Source organism: Pseudomonas sp. N40(2020), assembly GCF_014472415.1.
Classification (GTDB): domain Bacteria; phylum Pseudomonadota; class Gammaproteobacteria; order Pseudomonadales; family Pseudomonadaceae; genus Aquipseudomonas.
Map to the genome: position 1 here is coordinate 47,805 of NZ_JACSZV010000004.1, position 16,892 is coordinate 64,696.

The window sequence follows — 16,892 nt, forward strand, 5'->3', positions numbered from 1 at the left end:
GCGCAGGATACAGCAGGAAAAATGACAATCAGACTTTTAATTCGAATTATTGCGACAAATGGCCGCAGGGAGGCAGGTCGCCGAAACAAATGTAGGAGCTGCCGACGGCTGCGATCTTTTGATCCTGCTTTTAAAACAAGATCAAAAGATCGCAGCCTCCGGCAGCTCCTACAGGGGTATTGCGGTGTTACTTGCAGACGTTGGCTATGGCCTCGGCCAGCAGCGCCAGACGTGTCGCATCGATACCGGCCACGTTCGCCCGGCCCGAACTCACCATGTACACGCTGTGATGCTCGCGCAGTTGTTTCACTTGCTCCGGCGACAGGCCGGTGTAAGAGAACATCCCGCGCTGCACGCCAATGTGTGCAAAACGCTCGCGCAGACCGTGCGGCTCCAGCGCTTCCACCAAACCACTACGCAACTGCGCGATGCGCAAACGCATGGCTTCCACCTCGTCGGCCCAGCGGCTTTTCAGCTCCGGGTCGGCAAGGATGGTCGCGACCACGGCCGCGCCGTGATCCGGTGGCGTTGACCACAGGTTGCGGGCGATGTTGGCCAGTTGGCTGCGGATGTCGATGAGCTTGTCGGCGGTTTTCGCGCAGACGATCAGCGCACCGGTACGGTCGCGATACAGGCCGAAGTTCTTCGAGCAGGAACTGGTGATCAGCAACTCCGGCACTTGCGCGGCGAACAAGCGGGTCGACCACGCATCCTGCTCCAGACCGTCGCCAAAGCCTTGGTAGGCAAAGTCGATCAGTGGCAGCAGGTCGCGACGGCGCACCACGTCCAGCACGCGCTGCCAGTCGTCGTGGCTCAGGTCGAACCCGGTCGGGTTGTGGCAGCACGCGTGCAGCAGCACCACATCACCTTTCGGCACTTCGTTGAGCACGGCGAGCATGGCGTCGACGTCGAGACGGTTGTCACTGCCCACGTAAGGGTAGTGACTGACCTTGACGCCAGCCGTGGCGAAAATGGTTTCGTGGATCGGCCAGGTCGGGTTGCTCAACCACACGCCTTTGCCTGGCAGGCATTGGGCGATGAAGTCGGCAGCCAGATGCAGGGCACCGGTGCCACCCGGGGTCTGGGTGGCGCCGGCACGCTGTTCGGCGATAAGTTTCGAGTCGCCACCCAGCACAAGCTCATTGATGACTTTGCCGAACAGCGGGTTGCCGTGGCCACCGATGTAGGTTTTGGTGTCCTGGCTTTCGACCAGCCGCGCTTCGGCGATTTTCACCGCTTCAGGGATGGGGGTCAGGCCTTGGGCATCCTTGTAGACGCCAACGCCGAGGTCGAATTTGCGCGGATTGGCATCCTGCGCATAAGCCTCCATCAAACCGAGGATCGGGTCGCCGGGCACCCGGCCGATGGCGTCGAAGTGCATTACTTGCGTCCTTCTGCGGTCTTGGCCACTTCGTCAGTGCGCGCGGCCATGATGAAGTCGTTGCGGTGCAAGCCTTTGATCGAGTGGCTCCACCAGGTCACGGTCACTTTGCCCCACTCGGTCAGCAGGCCCGGGTGGTGACCTTCGGCCTCGGAGATTTCGCCGACGGCGTTGGTGAACGCCAGCGCGTGCTTGAAATTCTTGAACAGGAAGACTTTTTCCAGCTGCATGATGCTGTCGCGAACTTCGATGTTCCAATCTGGGATCTGCTTGATCAGGATCGGCAGTTCTTCGTCGCTGACTTGTGGCGCATCGGCGCGGCAGGCTTCGCAGTGGGCTTGGTTCAAAGTTGACATGGTTTGATTCCTGAGAACGGGTGTCTTTTTTGTAAGAGCTTTTACGGTCGCCAATGCCGTCACGCTAAACCAAAGCCGCGACGACTGACAGACTCAATTGTCAGCAAAAGTCGCGGATCACGCGGCTTTCGGCTTCGGCGGAAATTTCGGTGCATGCAATCCCAGCTGCATGCCTTGCTTGACCATGGCCATGATGTCTTCATGGGCCACGTCGAACAGACGCTTGAGGTTCGGCAGGACAAAGTACAGCGGTTGCAGGATGTCGATGCGATAAGGCGTGCGCATGGCTTCCAGCGGATCGAAGGTCTGATGCTCGGGCTCGTCCGACAGCGAGTAAACAGTTTCTTTCGGTGAGGAGAGGATGCCGCCGCCGTAGATGCGTTTGCCTTGCGGGGTGTCGACCAGCCCGAATTCGATGGTCATCCAGTACAGGCGCGCGAGATACACGCGCTCTTCCTTGGTGGCTTGCAGGCCGAGCTTGCCGTAGGTGTGGGTGAATTCGGCAAACCACGGGTTGGTCAGCAGCGGGCAGTGACCAAAGATCTCGTGGAAAATGTCCGGCTCTTGCAGGTAGTCCAGCTCTTCGTGGGTGCGAATAAAGGTGGCCACGGGAAATTGTTTGCTGGCGAGCAATTCAAAGAAGGTCTGGAACGGAATCAGTGCCGGAACGCGCGCGACCTGCCAACCGGTGGTCTCGCCGAGCACCTTGTTGATCTCGCCAAGTTGCGGAATGCGGTCGTGGGGCAGACCGAGTTTTTCGATACCGTCCAGGTATTCCTGGCACGCACGACCTTCGATCACTTTCAGTTGGCGAGTGATCAGCGTGTTCCACACCGCGTGTTCTTCGGCGGGGTAGTCGATAAAACCTTGCGCATCGGGCTCGCGGGCCACGTATTGCGTCTGCTTCATACTGCTCTCCTGCTAGGGGAATTCGTTCTTGTTATGTCCAGCGATGGACTCAGAATTACCCGAGAGCGTGTTGATGTGCAGCAGGTTGAATCGACTGCTTGTAGGAAAGTTCGTCAATTTTCGTAAAGTTTTCGTTACGGATTGTAGTCCGCTTCGCGTTTACGGCGATTTTCGGGTTTGAAAAGGTCGATAGGTGTCACATAATCTTGACGACTATCTGCGCGCCTCATCAGAAAAATGAGGCTGAGGCGCGCCGCAATACACTGTGGGAGCGAGCAAGCTCGCTCCCACAGGAAATGCGTTCACCCCATTTTTGTCGGGCCTTTTCTATGCGCATCAAAGTCCACTGCCAGAACCGCATCGGCATCCTGCGCGACATTCTCAACTTGTTGGTGGCGTACGGGATCAACGTCGCGCGCGGCGAGGTTGGTGGTGAGCATGGCAACGCGATTTATCTGCATTGCCCGAACCTGATCAACATCCAGTTCCAGGCGTTGCGGCCGAAGTTCGAATCGATTGCCGGGGTGTTCGGTGTCAAGCGGGTAGGGCTGATGCCCAGCGAGCGCCGGCACATGGAGTTGAACGCACTGCTCGGTGCGCTGGAATTTCCGGTGTTGTCGATCGATATGGGTGGCTCGATTGTCGCCGCCAACCGCGCGGCGGCGCAGTTGCTCGGCGTGCGGGTCGACGAGGTGCCGGGGATTCCGCTGTCACGCTATGCCGAGGACTTCGACCTGCCGGAACTGGTGCGTGCCAATAAATCGCGAATCAACGGCATGCGGGTCAAGGTCAAGGGCGACGTTTTTCTCGCCGACATCGCTCCGCTGCAATCGGAGCACGACGACAGCGAAGCGATGGCCGGTGCGGTGCTGACCTTGCATCGCGCCGACCGTGTCGGCGAGCGCATCTATAACGTGCGCAAGCAGGAGTTGCGCGGTTTCGACAGCATCTTCCAAAGCTCGAAAGTCATGGCGGCGGTGGTGCGCGAAGCGCGTCGCATGGCGCCCCTCGATGCACCTCTATTGATAGAAGGCGAAACCGGCACCGGCAAGGAGTTGCTGGCACGCGCCTGTCACCTCGCCAGTCCGCGCGGACAATCGCCGCTGATGGCGCTCAACTGCGCTGGCCTGCCGGAGTCGATGGCCGAGACCGAGCTGTTCGGCTATGGCCCCGGTGCTTTCGAAGGCGCACGCGCTGAAGGCAAGCTCGGTCTGCTGGAGTTGACGGCGGGCGGCACGTTGTTTCTCGATGGTGTCGGCGAAATGAGCCCGCGCTTGCAGGTGAAATTGCTGCGCTTCTTACAGGACGGCTGCTTCCGTCGCGTCGGCAGCGATGAAGAGGTTTATCTGGATGTGCGGGTGATCTGCGCAACACAGGTGGACTTGTCCGAGTTGTGCGCTCGCGGCGAGTTTCGTCAGGATTTGTACCACCGCTTGAACGTGCTTTCTCTGCACATTCCGCCGCTGCGCGAATGCCTCGACGGTTTGACACCGCTGGTCGAGCACTTCCTCGATCAGGCCAGTCGGCAGATCGGCTGCTCGCTACCAAAACTGGCGCCGGCGGCAATGGATCGGCTCAGTCATTATCACTGGCCGGGTAATGTGCGGCAGTTGGAGAACGTGCTGTTTCAGGCGGTGTCGCTGTGTGATGGCGGCACGGTCAAGGCCGAGCATATTCGTCTGCCGGATTATGGCGTGCGTCAGCCACTTGGCGATTTTTCCCTTGAGGGTGGGCTGGACGAGATCGTCGGGCGGTTTGAGAAGGCCGTGCTGGAACGTCTGTATTCCGAGCACCCGAGCAGTCGGCAACTGGGTAAGCGCCTTGGCGTTTCGCATACGACCATTGCCAATAAGTTGCGTGAGTATGAGGTGGGCAAAGAGCCTGAAGCCTGAGATCAAAAGATCGTCCGAACGCGGCCCGAACCTTCGGCAGCTTCTACAGTTGGAATGCGGATTCCTGTAGGAGCTGCGGCACGCTGCGATTTTTTGATCCATTGCCGCGAAGCGGCATAACACCGCCGGTTTTTCGACTTCGATACATTTCCCAATTCCCCGCAATACCCCTCAAGTCCTTTGTTTGCCGGGCCTCAAGCCGCCAGAAAAAAGTTGGTCTGCAAATTGCTTATGGCTCAGCAGTACAGCGGTGGGCGGCAAACGTCCGGCATGCAGAGGAAAGAGTGTGGACAAGTACCTTTATGTGGCAATGACCGGCGCCAGCCAGAACGCACTGGCGCAGAAGGCTCATGCCAACAACCTGGCGAACATCTCCACCAACGGTTTTCAGCGCGACCTGGAGCAGGCGCGTTCGATGCCGGTGTTTGGTGACAGCTTTCCGGCGCGCGCGTTTGCCCTGAGCGAACGGCCCGCCACTGATTTCACGCCAGGCTCGCTGGTGCAGACCGGCCGTGACCTCGACGTCGCCGTGACCGGCAATGGCTGGATCGCCGTGCAGAATCCCAACGGTGGCGAAAGCTACGTGCGCACCGGCAGCCTGAATGTCGACGCCCTCGGCGTCCTGCGTGCAGGCAACGGCATGCCGGTGATGGGCAATGGCGGTCCGATCGCCGTGCCACCCGAGCAGCAGATCGAAGTCGGCGAAGACGGCACCATCAGTATTCGTGCGATGGGCGAAGGCCCGCGCGTCATGGCGGAAGTCGACCGGATCAAACTGGTCAACCCGGACATCAAGAACATGAACAAGGGCCTCGACGGCTCGATCTACACCAAGGACGGCCAGCCTGCGCCGATCGATGCCAACGTCAAACTGGTGTCGGGTTTCCTGGAGTCGAGCAACGTCAATGCCGTGGAAGAAATGACTTCGGTGCTGGCCCTGGCCAAGCAGTTCGAGTTGCACGTCAAGATGATGAACACCGCCAAAGACGACGACCAGGCCATGGCTCGGGTCTTGCAGATCAGCTAATTATCAGAACGTCGCGCCGTAAAACAGGCGCACGAGGAGAATCGAATGCTTCCGGCTCTATGGGTTGCCAAAACCGGTCTGTCCGCCCAGGACACCAACTTGACCACCATTTCCAACAACCTGGCAAACGTCTCGACCACGGGTTTCAAACGTGACCGCGCCGAGTTCCAGGACTTGCTGTATCAGATCAAGCGTCAGCCAGGCGCCCAGTCGACCCAGGACAGCGAACTGCCGTCGGGTCTGCAAGTGGGTACCGGTGTGCGCATTGTCGGCACGCAGAAAAACTTCACCGCCGGCAGCCTGCAAACCACCGAACAGCCGCTGGACCTGGCCGTTGACGGTCGCGGTTTCTTCCAGATTCTGCAGCCGGACGGCACCACGTCCTACACCCGTGACGGTACTTTCCACCTCGATTCCAATGGCCAGGTCGTCAACGCCAGCGGTTTCGCTCTGGAACCAGCCATCGTCATTCCGAACGATGCCCAGACCTTCACCGTCGGCCGTGACGGCACCGTATCGATCACCGTTGCCGGCAACCCGGCTTCCCAAGTGATTGGCAACCTGCAAACCGCCGACTTCATCAACCCGGCCGGCCTGCAAGCGGTGGGCAACAACCTGTTCCTGGAAACCGCTGCTTCCGGCGCGCCGCAAGTCGGTACTCCGGGCCTGAACGGTTTCGGTACCACGCTGCAGAACACCCTGGAAACGTCCAACGTCAGCACCGTTGAAGAGATGGTCAACATGATCACCACTCAGCGCGCTTACGAGATGAACTCCAAGGTGATCTCCACCGCCGACCAGATGCTCTCGTTCGTAACGCAGAATCTGTAATCAAGTCTATGAGGCGGCCATGAGGTCGCCTGCAACACCGTGAGGTAGGGTCATGAATCGCTTCGTATCTGTTCTGGCATTGAGTGGAGTCGTCTCGCTCGCGGGCTGTGTCGCTCCGACGCCCAAGCCCAATGACCCTTACTACGCCCCGGTGTTGCCGCGCACGCCGTTGCCGGCGGCCGCCAACAACGGCTCAATCTATCAGGCCGGCTTCGAGCAGAACCTGTACAGCGATCGCAAGGCGTTCCGGGTCGGTGACATCATCACCATCACCCTGAACGAGAGAACCCAGGCGAGCAAAAACGCTAACTCGCAGATCGGCAAGAACAGCGATACCACGGTCGGCCTGACTTCGTTGTTCGGTTCCAGTCTGACCACCAATAACCCGCTGGGCAGCAATGACCTGAGCCTGAACGCCGGCTACAGCGCTGACCGCGCGACCAAGGGCGACAGCAAGGCTGCGCAGGGCAATACCCTGACCGGTTCGATCACCGTGACCGTGGCCGACGTACTGCCCAACGGTATCATCGCCGTGCGCGGCGAGAAGTGGATGACCCTCAACACGGGCGATGAGCTGGTGCGGATCGCCGGTCTGGTGCGTGCCGATGACATCGCCACTGACAACACTGTTTCGTCGACCCGTGTCGCCGACGCGCGCATCACCTACTCGGGCACCGGTTCGTTTGCCGATGCGAGTCAGCCAGGCTGGTTCGACCGTTTCTTCCTCAGCCCGCTGTTCCCTTTCTAGGTGGCTACGTTGAACTTCAAGAGCCTCATGCTCGCTGCGGCCATGATGTCCGCAGCCTTTGGTGTCCACGCCGAGCGGCTGAAAGATATCGCCAGCATTTCCGGCGTGCGGTCCAACCAATTGATCGGTTACGGCCTGGTGGTCGGGCTTAACGGCACCGGTGACCAGACAACGCAAACCCCCTTCACCCTGCAGACCTTCAACAACATGCTCTCGCAGTTCGGTATCAAAGTGCCGCCGGGATCGGGCAACGTGCAGTTGAAGAACGTCGCGGCGGTGTCCATCAGTGCTGATCTGCCGGCGTTTGCCAAGCCAGGCCAACAGGTCGATATCACCGTTGCCTCGATCGGTAACTCTAAGAGCCTGCGTGGCGGCACCCTGTTGCTGACCCCGCTCAAGGGTATCGACGGCAACGTCTATGCAATCGCCCAGGGCAACCTGGTCGTGGGCGGTTTCGATGCTGAAGGTCGAGACGGCTCGAAGATCACTGTCAACGTTCCGTCGGCTGGTCGCATCCCTGGCGGTGCATCGGTGGAGCGCTCGGTGCCGAGCGGTTTCAATCAGGGTAATAGCCTGACGTTGAACCTCAACCGTTCCGACTTCACCACCGCCAAACGCATCGTCGACAAGATCAACGACATGCTCGGCCCAGGTGTCGCTCAGGCCATCGACGGCGGCTCGATCCGCGTTACCGCACCGCTCGATCCGAGCCAGCGTGTCGACTACCTGTCGATCCTGGAAAACCTCGAAGTCGATCCGGGGCAGGCGGTGGCGAAAGTCATCATCAACTCGCGCACCGGCACCATCGTCATCGGTCAGAACGTGAAAGTCTCGCCGGCCGCCGTAACCCACGGCAGCCTGACCGTGACCATTACTGAAGACCCGATCGTCAGCCAGCCAGGCCCACTGTCCAACGGCCAGACCGCTGTCGTGCCACGTTCCCGCGTGAACGCCGAACAGGAAGCCAAACCGATGTTCAAGTTCGGCCCGGGCACCACCCTCGACGAGATCGTCCGTGCGGTGAACCAGGTCGGCGCGGCACCGGGTGACTTGATGGCCATTCTCGAAGCACTGAAGCAGGCCGGCGCGTTGCAAGCCGACCTGATCGTGATCTGAGGCCGACGACTATGGATATGCGCAAGAGCGGTCTGGTCAGCAGCAGCGATTCGGGTTCTTACTCTGACCTCAATCGTCTGAACCAGCTAAAGGTCGGTGACAAGGACAGTGATGCGAACATGCGCAAAGTTGCGCAGGAATTCGAATCGCTGTTCCTCGGCGAGATGCTCAAATCGATGCGTTCGGCGACCAATGCCCTGGGTGAGGACAATCCTCTCAACACGCCGGCCGCCAAGCAGTATCAGGAAATGTACGACCAGCAACTGGCCGTTTCCATGTCCCGCGAGGGCGGTGGTATCGGTCTGGCCGACGTGCTGATGCGCCAGATGTCGAAGAACAAACCAATGGCGCCGGGTGAGGCTGCGGCCGCGTCCGCCGCCAAGCAGGAAGAAGCCAAAGCCAAGGCCGCTGCCGTGGCAACGCCGATTGCCGCTGGCACCGTCGCCACCAATGGCCCGTTGTCGCGCCTCAATGGTGAGCGTCCGCTGTGGGCCTCGCGTTCGGTCAATGCGCCTAACACGCAACTGGCCCACCGCAATGACATGGAAATGATCAACCAGCGCCGTTTGGCTCTGCCGCCGAAACTGGCCGATCGTTTGCTCGCAGGCCTGGTGCCTTCGGCCACCACGACAAGCGCCGCAACGCAATTGCCACAGCGTGCCACGACTGCCGCCACCACTGGCGCAGGTCCGCTGTACAACGGCGACTGGCTGGCACGCGCCGAGGCTGACAAAGCCTCCGGTGGGCAGATGCAGGTTTACGGCCGGGCGATGGCGCAGATTCCATTGGCACCGGCGAAAAAAGCCTTCAGTTCTGCCGACGAATTCGTCAACACCATGCTGCCGATGGCCGAGGAAGCCGCCGCTCGTATCGGCGTCGATCCGCGTTACCTGGTGGCGCAAGCCGCACTGGAAACCGGTTGGGGCAAATCGGTCATGCGTGCTCAGGATGGCAGTAGCAGCCACAACCTGTTCGGTATCAAGGCGAGCAGCAACTGGAAGGGTGATTCGGCCCGGGCAATCACCAGCGAGTTCCGTAATGGCGCGATGGTCAAGGAGACGGCCGAGTTCCGTTCCTATGCCTCGTACAAGGACAGCTTCCACGATCTGGTGACTTTGCTGCAGAGCAATAATCGCTATCAAGATGTGCTGAAGTCGGCCGATAACCCAGAACAGTTTGTACGCGAGTTGCAAAAGGCCGGTTACGCCACCGACCCGAACTACGCAAGCAAGATTTCGCAGATTGCCAAGCAGATGAACGTTAACCAGAACTACGCTGCGGCGGGCGTTTCGACAACGCCTCTATAAAACATAAAGTAAGGTTTGAACCATGAGTTTGCTCAACATCGGGATGTCGGGTTTATCCGCTAGCCAATCTTCTTTGATGGTGACGGGCAACAACATTGCCAACGTCGATACGGCCGGCTACTCGCGCCAGCAAACCGTGCAGAATTCAAAAAGCTCGATTCAGAACGGCAACCTCTGGATCGGCACCGGTACGACCCTGGCCGACGTGCGCCGGGTCTACAACAGCTACATCGACGCCCAGTTGCAGACCACCACTTCGCTCAACAGCGATGCGGCGGCTTACCTGGGTCAGGTCACTCCGCTCGACAAATTGCTGTCCGATAGCGGCACCGGCCTCAATGGCGCGTTGACCAAGTTTTTCGCCTCGGTGCAGAACGTCAACGCCAAGCCGGGTGATGATGCTTCGCGCCAACTGCTGCTCAGTGATGCCCAAGCCTTGAGCGCACGCTTCAACTCGGTTTCCAGCCAGTTGAATGCGCAGAACTCGGACATCAACGGCAACCTGACGAGCATGGCTGATCAGGTCAACAAACTGGCGAACACTGTCGCTCAGTTGAACCAGAAAATCTCCGAAATTTCCAACTCCGGTGGCCAGCCCAACGAGCTGCTCGATGCGCGTAACGAGACCATTCGCCAACTGTCGACCTTCACCGGTGCGCAGGTCGTCGAGCGTGGCGGCAACATGGATATATATCTGGGCAACGGTCAGCCGCTGGTGATGGGCAGCACGGTCAGCAAGCTGGAAGTCACGCCAAGCAAGACCGACCCATCGCGTATGGCCCTGCAGCTCAATAACGGCTCCAGCACTGTCGACATCACCTCGGGCATCACAGGTGGCGAGATCGGTGGCCTGCTGCGTTATCGCAGCACCGTGCTCGACCCAGCGATGAACGAGCTGGGCCGCGTGGCACTGGTCGTTGCCGATCAGATGAACACGATTCAGGCGCAAGGCATCGACAAGAACGGTGACTTTGGCGGCAGCCTGTTCACCAGCATCAATACTGCGGCGAACATGTCTGCGCGCAGCACCGCCACTATCGGCAACAGTGCAGGTTCCGGCAAATTCGATGTGAGCATCGAGGACACCGGCAAGCTGACCATCAACGATTACAAAGTGACTTTCACCAGCGCCACGGACTACACCGTGCAGCGTCTGCCGGAAGGCACCGCCATGGGCGCGTTCAGCACCACCACCAACCCGCCTCCGGTCATCGACGGCTTCTCGTTGAAACTCACTGGCGGCACGGCAGCGGCGGGTGACACGTTCAAGATCACCCCGACGCGCAGCGCGGCGGCCAGCATCAAGACCGAGATGACCGACTCCAAGCGCCTGGCCATCGCAGCTCCGTTGGGCGCCGCCATTGCCCCGGGCGGCAGCGGCACGCTGACCATTCCGGCCAGCGGTCAGCCGACCCTGACCACGAAGTTCGATATCTACGACGCCACCACCACCACGGCGATGCAGAACGGCATGAAGTACTCGACGCCGGTCAAAGTGGTGTTTGGCGATCCTTCGGCGGACGGCACCAGTCAGGGTTACCAGCTACTCGATGCCCAGGGCGGTGTGTTGAGCAGCGGCACCATCAAGCCGGGCCAGAACAACACCCTGAACCTGAGTATTCCGCTCAAGGACTCGACCGGCGCTGCGATCCCGCCAGCTCCGGCCACCCAGTACACCGTCAGTTTCGATATGACCGTCGCCGGCTCGCCAGGCAAAGGCTCGGCGATCAATGTCAGCCTCAGCCAGCCGGGCACACTGGACAACCGCAACGGCGGTGTACTGGCTGACCTGCAGACCAAGCAGACAGTGGACACCGGTTCGGCCAGCAAAGGTATTTCCCTGACCGACTCCTACGGCAAATTGGTCGAAGGTGTCGGCGCCAAAGCTGCCCAGGGCAAGCTCGACAGCGCGGCCACCGACGCCATTCTGGCCAACGCCAAGGGCGCGCGTGATTCGTTGTCCGGCGTCGACCTCGACGAAGAGACCGGCAACCTGGTCAAGTTTCAGCAGTACTACACCGCGTCCTCGCAGATCATCAAGGCTGCGCAGGAAATTTTCAGCACACTGATCAACAGTCTTTAAGGGAGTCGTAATCCATGCGCATTTCTACCGGCCAGTTTTACGAATCTTCGGCAGCCAACTATCAGAAAAACTTTGCCAACGTGGTCAAGAGCAGCGAAGAGGCTAGCAGCCTGATTCGCGTCAACACGGCGGCAGATGATCCGGTTGGCGCTTCGCGTCTGCTGCAATTGGGCCAACAGGCTTCGATGCTTGATCAGTACGAAGCCAACGCCACTACCATCAAAGGCACACTGGGTACCGCTGAAGCGGTGATGACCAGCATCAACAACGTGCTGCAGCGTGCCAAGGAATTGGCCGTGAGTGCCGGCAACGCCGGGTACACGGACGCCGACCGTCAGGCCACGGCGTCCGAGCTGGGTCAGATCGAAGAGCAACTGCTCAGCCTGATGAACAGCAAGGACGAGAACGGTAAATACATCTTCGCCGGCTCCAAGGGCGACACCGTACCGTTCACTCGCAATGACGATGGCACTTACGCCTACAACGGCGACCAGGTGACCCTCGATCTGGCGATCGGTGACAACATGAAGATGGCCACCAACACCACCGGTTGGGAAGCTTTCCAGCAAGCGGTCAACACCAGCCGCAGCCAGGTCACCATGACGGCGCCCGCGGTGAATGACAATCGCGTGGTTCTGTCCAACGGTCAGGTGTCGTCGAACGTCAGCTACAACAGCAAGTTCCGTAGCGGCGAGCCGTACACTGTTGATTTTGTCAGCGGCACCCAGCTCAAAATCACTGACTCGGCCGGTAATGATGTGACGGCCGAAGCCAGTCAGGGTGGCGCGTTCGATCCGAAAAGCACGGCCGGTCAGACGGTCAGCTTCCGGGGCGTGGACCTGACGCTGAACATCAACCTGCAATCGGGTGATGTACCGGGCACCGTGCTGCCGGGTCACACGTTCACACTGGCGGCCAAGCCTGACACCTTCACCGGCACCCGCAGCCCGGGCAACCCGTCGTCGGCCCAGATCACCGGCAGCAGCGTCACCAACTCGACAGACTACAAAGCCAGTTTCCCGACCGGTTCAGCGGTGATGAAATTCACCAGCGCGACCGCGTTCGATCTGTACGCTGCACCGTTGACCGCTGACAGCAAACCGGTGTCCAGCGGCACTGTGGTCGCAGGCGTGGCCACTGCTTCGGGTGTGAGTTTCAACATCAGCGGTACACCGGCTGCCAACGATCAGTTCAGCGTGGCCGTCAATACTCACGAAACCCAGAACATTCTGGACAGCGTGAGTCAGTTGAAAAACGTGCTGAACACGCCAACCAACGGCAATGCGCTGGCTATCCAGCAATTGCAGGCTGGTCTGGCCTCCGGTCTGGGCAACCTCGCCAGTGGCACCGATCAGTTATCCAGTGCGATCAGTTCGGTCGGTGGTCGTGGCTCGTCGCTGGTGACCCAGAGCGATACCAATCAGTCGCTGGTACTGGCCAACGCGCAGACACAATCGTCGATCCGCGACTCCGATCCGGCCGAGGTCATGACCCGTCTGACCCTGCAGCAAACCATGTTGCAAGCCTCGCAACTGGCCTTCAGCAAGATTGCGCAACTGGGCTTGTTCAACAAGATCTGAGTCTGTGCCTGTCGAGCTGCCAACCGTCTTTTCCTAAGCGGTTACGGGGTTCCTGCCTGAAGAGGGCAGGGACCCGCCGCTCGAGAGTTTCCCGCCGTGAATCAACACCCCCTCGTCAGTATCGTCATCCCCGCCTTCAACCCGCGCTTCTTCGATCAGGCGCTGATGAGTGCGCTCGCGCAGACGTATGAGCACCTCGAAATCGTCATTTGCGACGACTCGGACGATGAGCAGATTCGCCAGATTGTCGAGTCGTTCGCCGAGCCGGCTCATCCGATCCGCTATCTGCGTAACCCGCAGCGTCTGGGGTTTCAGAACAACGTGCTGCGTTGCGTCGAAGAGGCTCGTGGCGAGTTCGTCAAAGTGTTGTGCGATGACGATCGACTGTTCGCGCCGAGCATTGCCCTGCAGGCGCAGGTGCTGATTGATCACGCTGATGCCAATCTGGTGTTTGCCTTGCGCATGCTCAGCGACGCCGGCAATTTCCTCTTGCCGCCGCGCGTTGACAATTGCCGGTTCAGCCCGAACGACGCCTTGTTCAAGGGCGACGACATGCTGGCGATCTTCGAATCCACGCCGTTGAATTTTGTCGGCAACTTCAGTGCCGCGTTGATGCGTCGCGCCGACGTGCTGGAGTTACTGCCTGCGCTTGTTCAAGAGGGTGCAGGTTTTGTCGCCACGCTCGATTTCGCCTTGTTCGTGTGTCTGATGCGCCGCGGCAATATGGTCTCGCTCAACACCGTGCTGAGCACCGAGCGGTTGTACCCGGAGCGGCTGAGCCGTACGCCGGAAATGCTCAAGCGAGCGCGAGTGGAGTGGGAATGGCTGGCGCAAATGCTTGTTGCCCGTAGTGGCGAAGCCGCGCCGGCGGCTGGCTGGGTGCGCTATATCGATCTGGCCAACATCAATGATCAGCCCCACGCCTGGCAAGAGCTGTGCGTGACGCGCATTCTCGGTAACCGCAATACCGTGGTCAGCGGCCGGGTCGGCGCCGAAAGCGAAAGCTATGACGATTTCTATCGGGAGTGGCTATCGATCCGCTGCTTCTCGCCGGTCGAGCAACAGCAGATGCCGCAGCGCATCGCCAGTTGGTCGGCGCGGGCGCAGATTGTGCCGATTGTCATCGACCCTGACGGCGATATAGAAGCCTTGCAGGCCACGTTGCGCGCCATCGAGGCTCAGCTTTATGCACCGGCGGCGGTTGTGCTGCTTTCGGATGCGCAGTGCGATGTCGGCGAGCGAGTGCTGCAGTTGCCGTTTCAGGCCGACTGGGCTCAGCAACTCAACGCGGTGATCCCGCAACTGGAAGGTGCCGACTGGTTTTACCTGCTGCGTGCCGGCGACACCTTGCGCGAATCAGCGCTGTTGATTCTGGCCGAGCGCATCGCCGCAACGCCGGGCCTGTTGTGTGCCTACAGCGATGAGGGGGCGCTGATCGAAGGTGAATCAATCGAACCGGTATTCAAGCCGGACTTCAATCTCGATCTGATGCGCGCCTACCCTTATGTTGGACGCGCTCTGGCTTTCGAGCGTCAGCGCTATCTGGCTGTGGGTGGCTTCGATCCGGCCCATGGCGAACTCGCTCCGCATGACTTGTTGTGGCGCCTGGTGGAAGAAGCCGGCCCGCAGACCATCGAGCACATCGCCGAGATTCAGGTGGAGTCCAGCCTGACGTATGCCCAGTGGCTGTCGCTGCCGGAAGTGATCGATCACAACGCCGCGATGGTCGGCGCGCATTTGCAGCGCATCGGTGTGGATTACAGCATTCGTCATGAAGAGATGCCGCTGATCAACCGCGTCGACTATCACCACGCAGAAAATCCGCTGGTGTCGATCATCATTCAGGCCGGCGATTCGTTGCACGCCTTGCAGCGTTGCACCGAGAGCCTGATTGAGCATACCGCCTACAGTTGCTACGAAATTCTGCTGGTTGACACCGGCAGCACTGAGTCGGCGATGATCGAATGGCTGGCTGCCATGGCTCAGTTGGGCGCCTCGATGCTGCGGGTCGTGCAGTACGCCGGAGCCGACAATGTCGCCGCCCTCCGTAACTTCGCCGCCGATCAGGCGCGGGGCGAGTATTTACTGCTGCTCGACGCCGAGGCGGTGATCTATGAAAGCGACTGGCTCGACGAACTGCTTAACCAGGCCCGGCGTCCGGAGGTTGCCGTGGTCGGTGCCCGCCTGCTCAGCCCTGAAGGGGCGATTGTCAGTGCCGGTTTGATTCTGGGGCTGGCGGGGCCGGTCGGTTCGCCATTTGCCGGTGAGTCGGCAAGCTCTCGCGGCTACATGCAGCGTCTGCACGTGGTGCAGAACTGGAGCGCGGTCAGCAGTCAATGCCTGATGGTCCGCAAGCAAGTTTTCGACGCGCTCGGGCAGTTCGATGGCGAGACGTTCGCGCGCGGATTGAGCGACGTCGATCTGTGTCTGCGGGCAGGCAGCGATGGCTACCTAGTGGTCTGGACGCCTTATGCCAGTGTCGTGATTGCGCCGTTGACCGAGAATGCGCCGCTTGCCCTCTCTGAAAAAGAGGAAGAAGCGTTCCATCGCCAGTGGATGCCGAAAATCATCAAGGATCCGGCGTACAGTCCGTCGCTCAGTCTCGGCGTGTCGAGCTTCAGTCTGGAGCCGTCGTTGCGCAATAACTGGAATCCGTTCTGTTCCCGTCACTTGCCGTTGATTCTCGGGTTGCCGGTCAACAGTTCGGCTGTCGGTCATTACCGCGTGACCGGGCCGCTGGCCGAGCTTGAAGCCTCTGGCCGGGCGCTTGGCCGCTGGGCTTACGAGTCGCCTTCGACCGTCGAAATCGAGCGTCTGGCCCCGGATTCGATCATTCTGCAATGCCGCTACAGCGACGGTGCGGTCAGCGATATTCAGCGAATCAAGAAGTACTCCAGCGCGCTGCGAATCTTCGAACTCGACGACTACGTGATCAGTGCGCCAAAGAAAAACACCCACGCGCGCAATAAACCGGTCAACACCGAACAGATGCTGCGCGAAGGTATTGCGCTGTGTGATCGTGTGGTGGTTACCACCCAGGCACTTTCCGATGCGTTGTCGAGCATGCACAGCGATATTCGCATTGTGCCGAATATGCTTTCGCCGGAGCCGTGGGCGACCCTGACCAGTCACCGTCGTACCTCGAGCAAGCCGCGCGTGGGTTGGGGTGGCGGCACCAGCCACTCGGGGGATCTTGAGATCATTGCCGAGGTCGTTCGGGAACTGGCGAACGAAGTCGAGTGGGTATTCTTCGGCATGTGCCCGGACGAGTTGCGTCCCTACATTCATGAATTTCATTCGGCCATCAGCCTGCAGAGCTACCCGTTCAAACTGGCCAGTCTGAACCTCGACCTGGCACTGGCGCCGTTGGAATTCCATATTTTCAATGACTGTAAGAGCAACCTGCGTCTGCTGGAGTACGGTGCCTGCGGCTACCCGGTGATCTGCACCGACACCGAGGCCTATCGCGGGCACCTGCCATGCACAAAGGTCTACAGCAACAGCACCGCAGAATGGCTGCAGGCGATTCGCATGCACCTCGCCGACCCGGACGCCAGCTACCGCATGGGCGACGAACTGAAGGAAGCGGTGCACCGTGATTTCATGTTACGCGGTGACAACCTCAATCATTGGTTGTGGGGCTGGTTGCCGGATTGATCTGA

The 16,892-nt window shown here is 59.9% G+C and carries 12 protein-coding genes; 9 read left to right on the forward strand and 3 right to left on the reverse strand.

The genetic code is table 11. The features are described from left to right. Positions 1 to 187: 187 nt before the first annotated feature. The 3 genes from IAI51_RS04210 to phhA all read right to left on the reverse strand — a co-directional run bounded on the left by IAI51_RS04210 (position 188) and on the right by phhA (position 2,646). The gene (locus IAI51_RS04210; protein WP_187677344.1) at positions 188 to 1,381 is read right to left on the reverse strand and encodes an amino acid aminotransferase; all 1,194 of its coding nucleotides are present in this window, start codon (positions 1,379 to 1,381) and stop codon (positions 188 to 190) included. Next, positions 1,381 to 1,737, reverse strand: coding sequence for a 4a-hydroxytetrahydrobiopterin dehydratase (locus IAI51_RS04215; RefSeq protein ID WP_003222798.1), 357 nt, complete (start codon positions 1,735 to 1,737; stop codon positions 1,381 to 1,383). The genes IAI51_RS04210 and IAI51_RS04215 overlap by 1 nt, the downstream gene beginning before the upstream one ends. Before the next feature lie 117 nt (positions 1,738 to 1,854). Continuing rightward, positions 1,855 to 2,646 (reverse strand): phenylalanine 4-monooxygenase, encoded by a 792-nt coding sequence (gene phhA, locus IAI51_RS04220; RefSeq protein ID WP_187677345.1) that lies wholly within the window; start codon positions 2,644 to 2,646, stop codon positions 1,855 to 1,857. Positions 2,647 to 2,975: 329 nt separating this feature from the next. Here phhA and IAI51_RS04225 point away from each other — a divergent pair, with 329 nt between their 5' ends. From IAI51_RS04225 to IAI51_RS04265, 9 genes are all read left to right on the forward strand, one after another. Next, positions 2,976 to 4,538: a sigma-54-dependent transcriptional regulator gene (locus IAI51_RS04225; protein ID WP_187677346.1), complete on the forward strand. Its 1,563-nt coding sequence runs from the start codon at positions 2,976 to 2,978 to the stop codon at positions 4,536 to 4,538. A 286-nt stretch (positions 4,539 to 4,824) separates the two neighbouring features. Further along, a complete protein-coding gene (locus tag IAI51_RS04230) occupies positions 4,825 to 5,565 on the forward strand; it encodes a flagellar basal body rod protein FlgF (RefSeq protein WP_187677347.1) in 741 nt (246 codons plus the stop codon). A gap of 45 nt (positions 5,566 to 5,610) precedes the next feature. Continuing rightward, positions 5,611 to 6,396 carry a flagellar basal-body rod protein FlgG gene (gene flgG / locus IAI51_RS04235; protein ID WP_187677348.1) on the forward strand — a complete coding sequence of 262 codons (786 nt, stop codon included), beginning with the start codon at positions 5,611 to 5,613 and terminating at the stop codon, positions 6,394 to 6,396. Between the two features lie 52 nt (positions 6,397 to 6,448). Next, complete coding sequence (flgH, locus tag IAI51_RS04240; protein WP_187677349.1) at positions 6,449 to 7,144, forward strand: flagellar basal body L-ring protein FlgH; 696 nt, start codon at positions 6,449 to 6,451, stop codon at positions 7,142 to 7,144. Positions 7,145 to 7,171: 27 nt separating this feature from the next. Next, on the forward strand, positions 7,172 to 8,260 hold the full coding sequence (locus IAI51_RS04245; protein WP_187677500.1) for a flagellar basal body P-ring protein FlgI: 1,089 nt from the start codon (positions 7,172 to 7,174) through the stop codon (positions 8,258 to 8,260). Positions 8,261 to 8,271: 11 nt separating this feature from the next. Then, positions 8,272 to 9,567 (forward strand): flagellar assembly peptidoglycan hydrolase FlgJ, encoded by a 1,296-nt coding sequence (gene flgJ / locus IAI51_RS04250; RefSeq protein WP_187677350.1) that lies wholly within the window; start codon positions 8,272 to 8,274, stop codon positions 9,565 to 9,567. 22 nt (positions 9,568 to 9,589) lie between these two features. Continuing rightward, entirely contained in the window at positions 9,590 to 11,650 is a 2,061-nt protein-coding gene (gene flgK, locus IAI51_RS04255; RefSeq protein WP_187677351.1) for a flagellar hook-associated protein FlgK, read from the forward strand. A 14-nt stretch (positions 11,651 to 11,664) separates the two neighbouring features. Further along, the gene (locus IAI51_RS04260) at positions 11,665 to 13,230 is read left to right on the forward strand and encodes a flagellar hook-associated protein 3 (RefSeq protein WP_187677352.1); all 1,566 of its coding nucleotides are present in this window, start codon (positions 11,665 to 11,667) and stop codon (positions 13,228 to 13,230) included. Between the two features lie 96 nt (positions 13,231 to 13,326). Next, positions 13,327 to 16,887 carry a glycosyltransferase gene (locus IAI51_RS04265; RefSeq protein ID WP_187677353.1) on the forward strand — a complete coding sequence of 1,187 codons (3,561 nt, stop codon included), beginning with the start codon at positions 13,327 to 13,329 and terminating at the stop codon, positions 16,885 to 16,887. The last annotated feature ends 5 nt before the right edge of the window (positions 16,888 to 16,892 follow it).

Excerpts from the sequence above, each read along its gene's own strand:
- IAI51_RS04225 (WP_187677346.1), top strand. The coding sequence starts at position 2,976 with ATGCGCATCAAAGTCCACTGCCAGAACCGCATCGGCATCCTGCGCGAC.
- flgK (WP_187677351.1), top strand. The coding sequence starts at position 9,590 with ATGAGTTTGCTCAACATCGGGATGTCGGGTTTATCCGCTAGCCAATCT.
- IAI51_RS04245 (WP_187677500.1), top strand. The coding sequence starts at position 7,172 with ATGCTCGCTGCGGCCATGATGTCCGCAGCCTTTGGTGTCCACGCCGAG.
- phhA (WP_187677345.1), bottom strand. The coding sequence starts at position 2,646 with ATGAAGCAGACGCAATACGTGGCCCGCGAGCCCGATGCGCAAGGTTTT.
- flgJ (WP_187677350.1), top strand. The coding sequence starts at position 8,272 with ATGGATATGCGCAAGAGCGGTCTGGTCAGCAGCAGCGATTCGGGTTCT.
- IAI51_RS04210 (WP_187677344.1), bottom strand. The coding sequence starts at position 1,381 with ATGCACTTCGACGCCATCGGCCGGGTGCCCGGCGACCCGATCCTCGGT.
- flgG (WP_187677348.1), top strand. The coding sequence starts at position 5,611 with ATGCTTCCGGCTCTATGGGTTGCCAAAACCGGTCTGTCCGCCCAGGAC.
- IAI51_RS04215 (WP_003222798.1), bottom strand. The coding sequence starts at position 1,737 with ATGTCAACTTTGAACCAAGCCCACTGCGAAGCCTGCCGCGCCGATGCG.
- flgH (WP_187677349.1), top strand. The coding sequence starts at position 6,449 with ATGAATCGCTTCGTATCTGTTCTGGCATTGAGTGGAGTCGTCTCGCTC.
- IAI51_RS04260 (WP_187677352.1), top strand. The coding sequence starts at position 11,665 with ATGCGCATTTCTACCGGCCAGTTTTACGAATCTTCGGCAGCCAACTAT.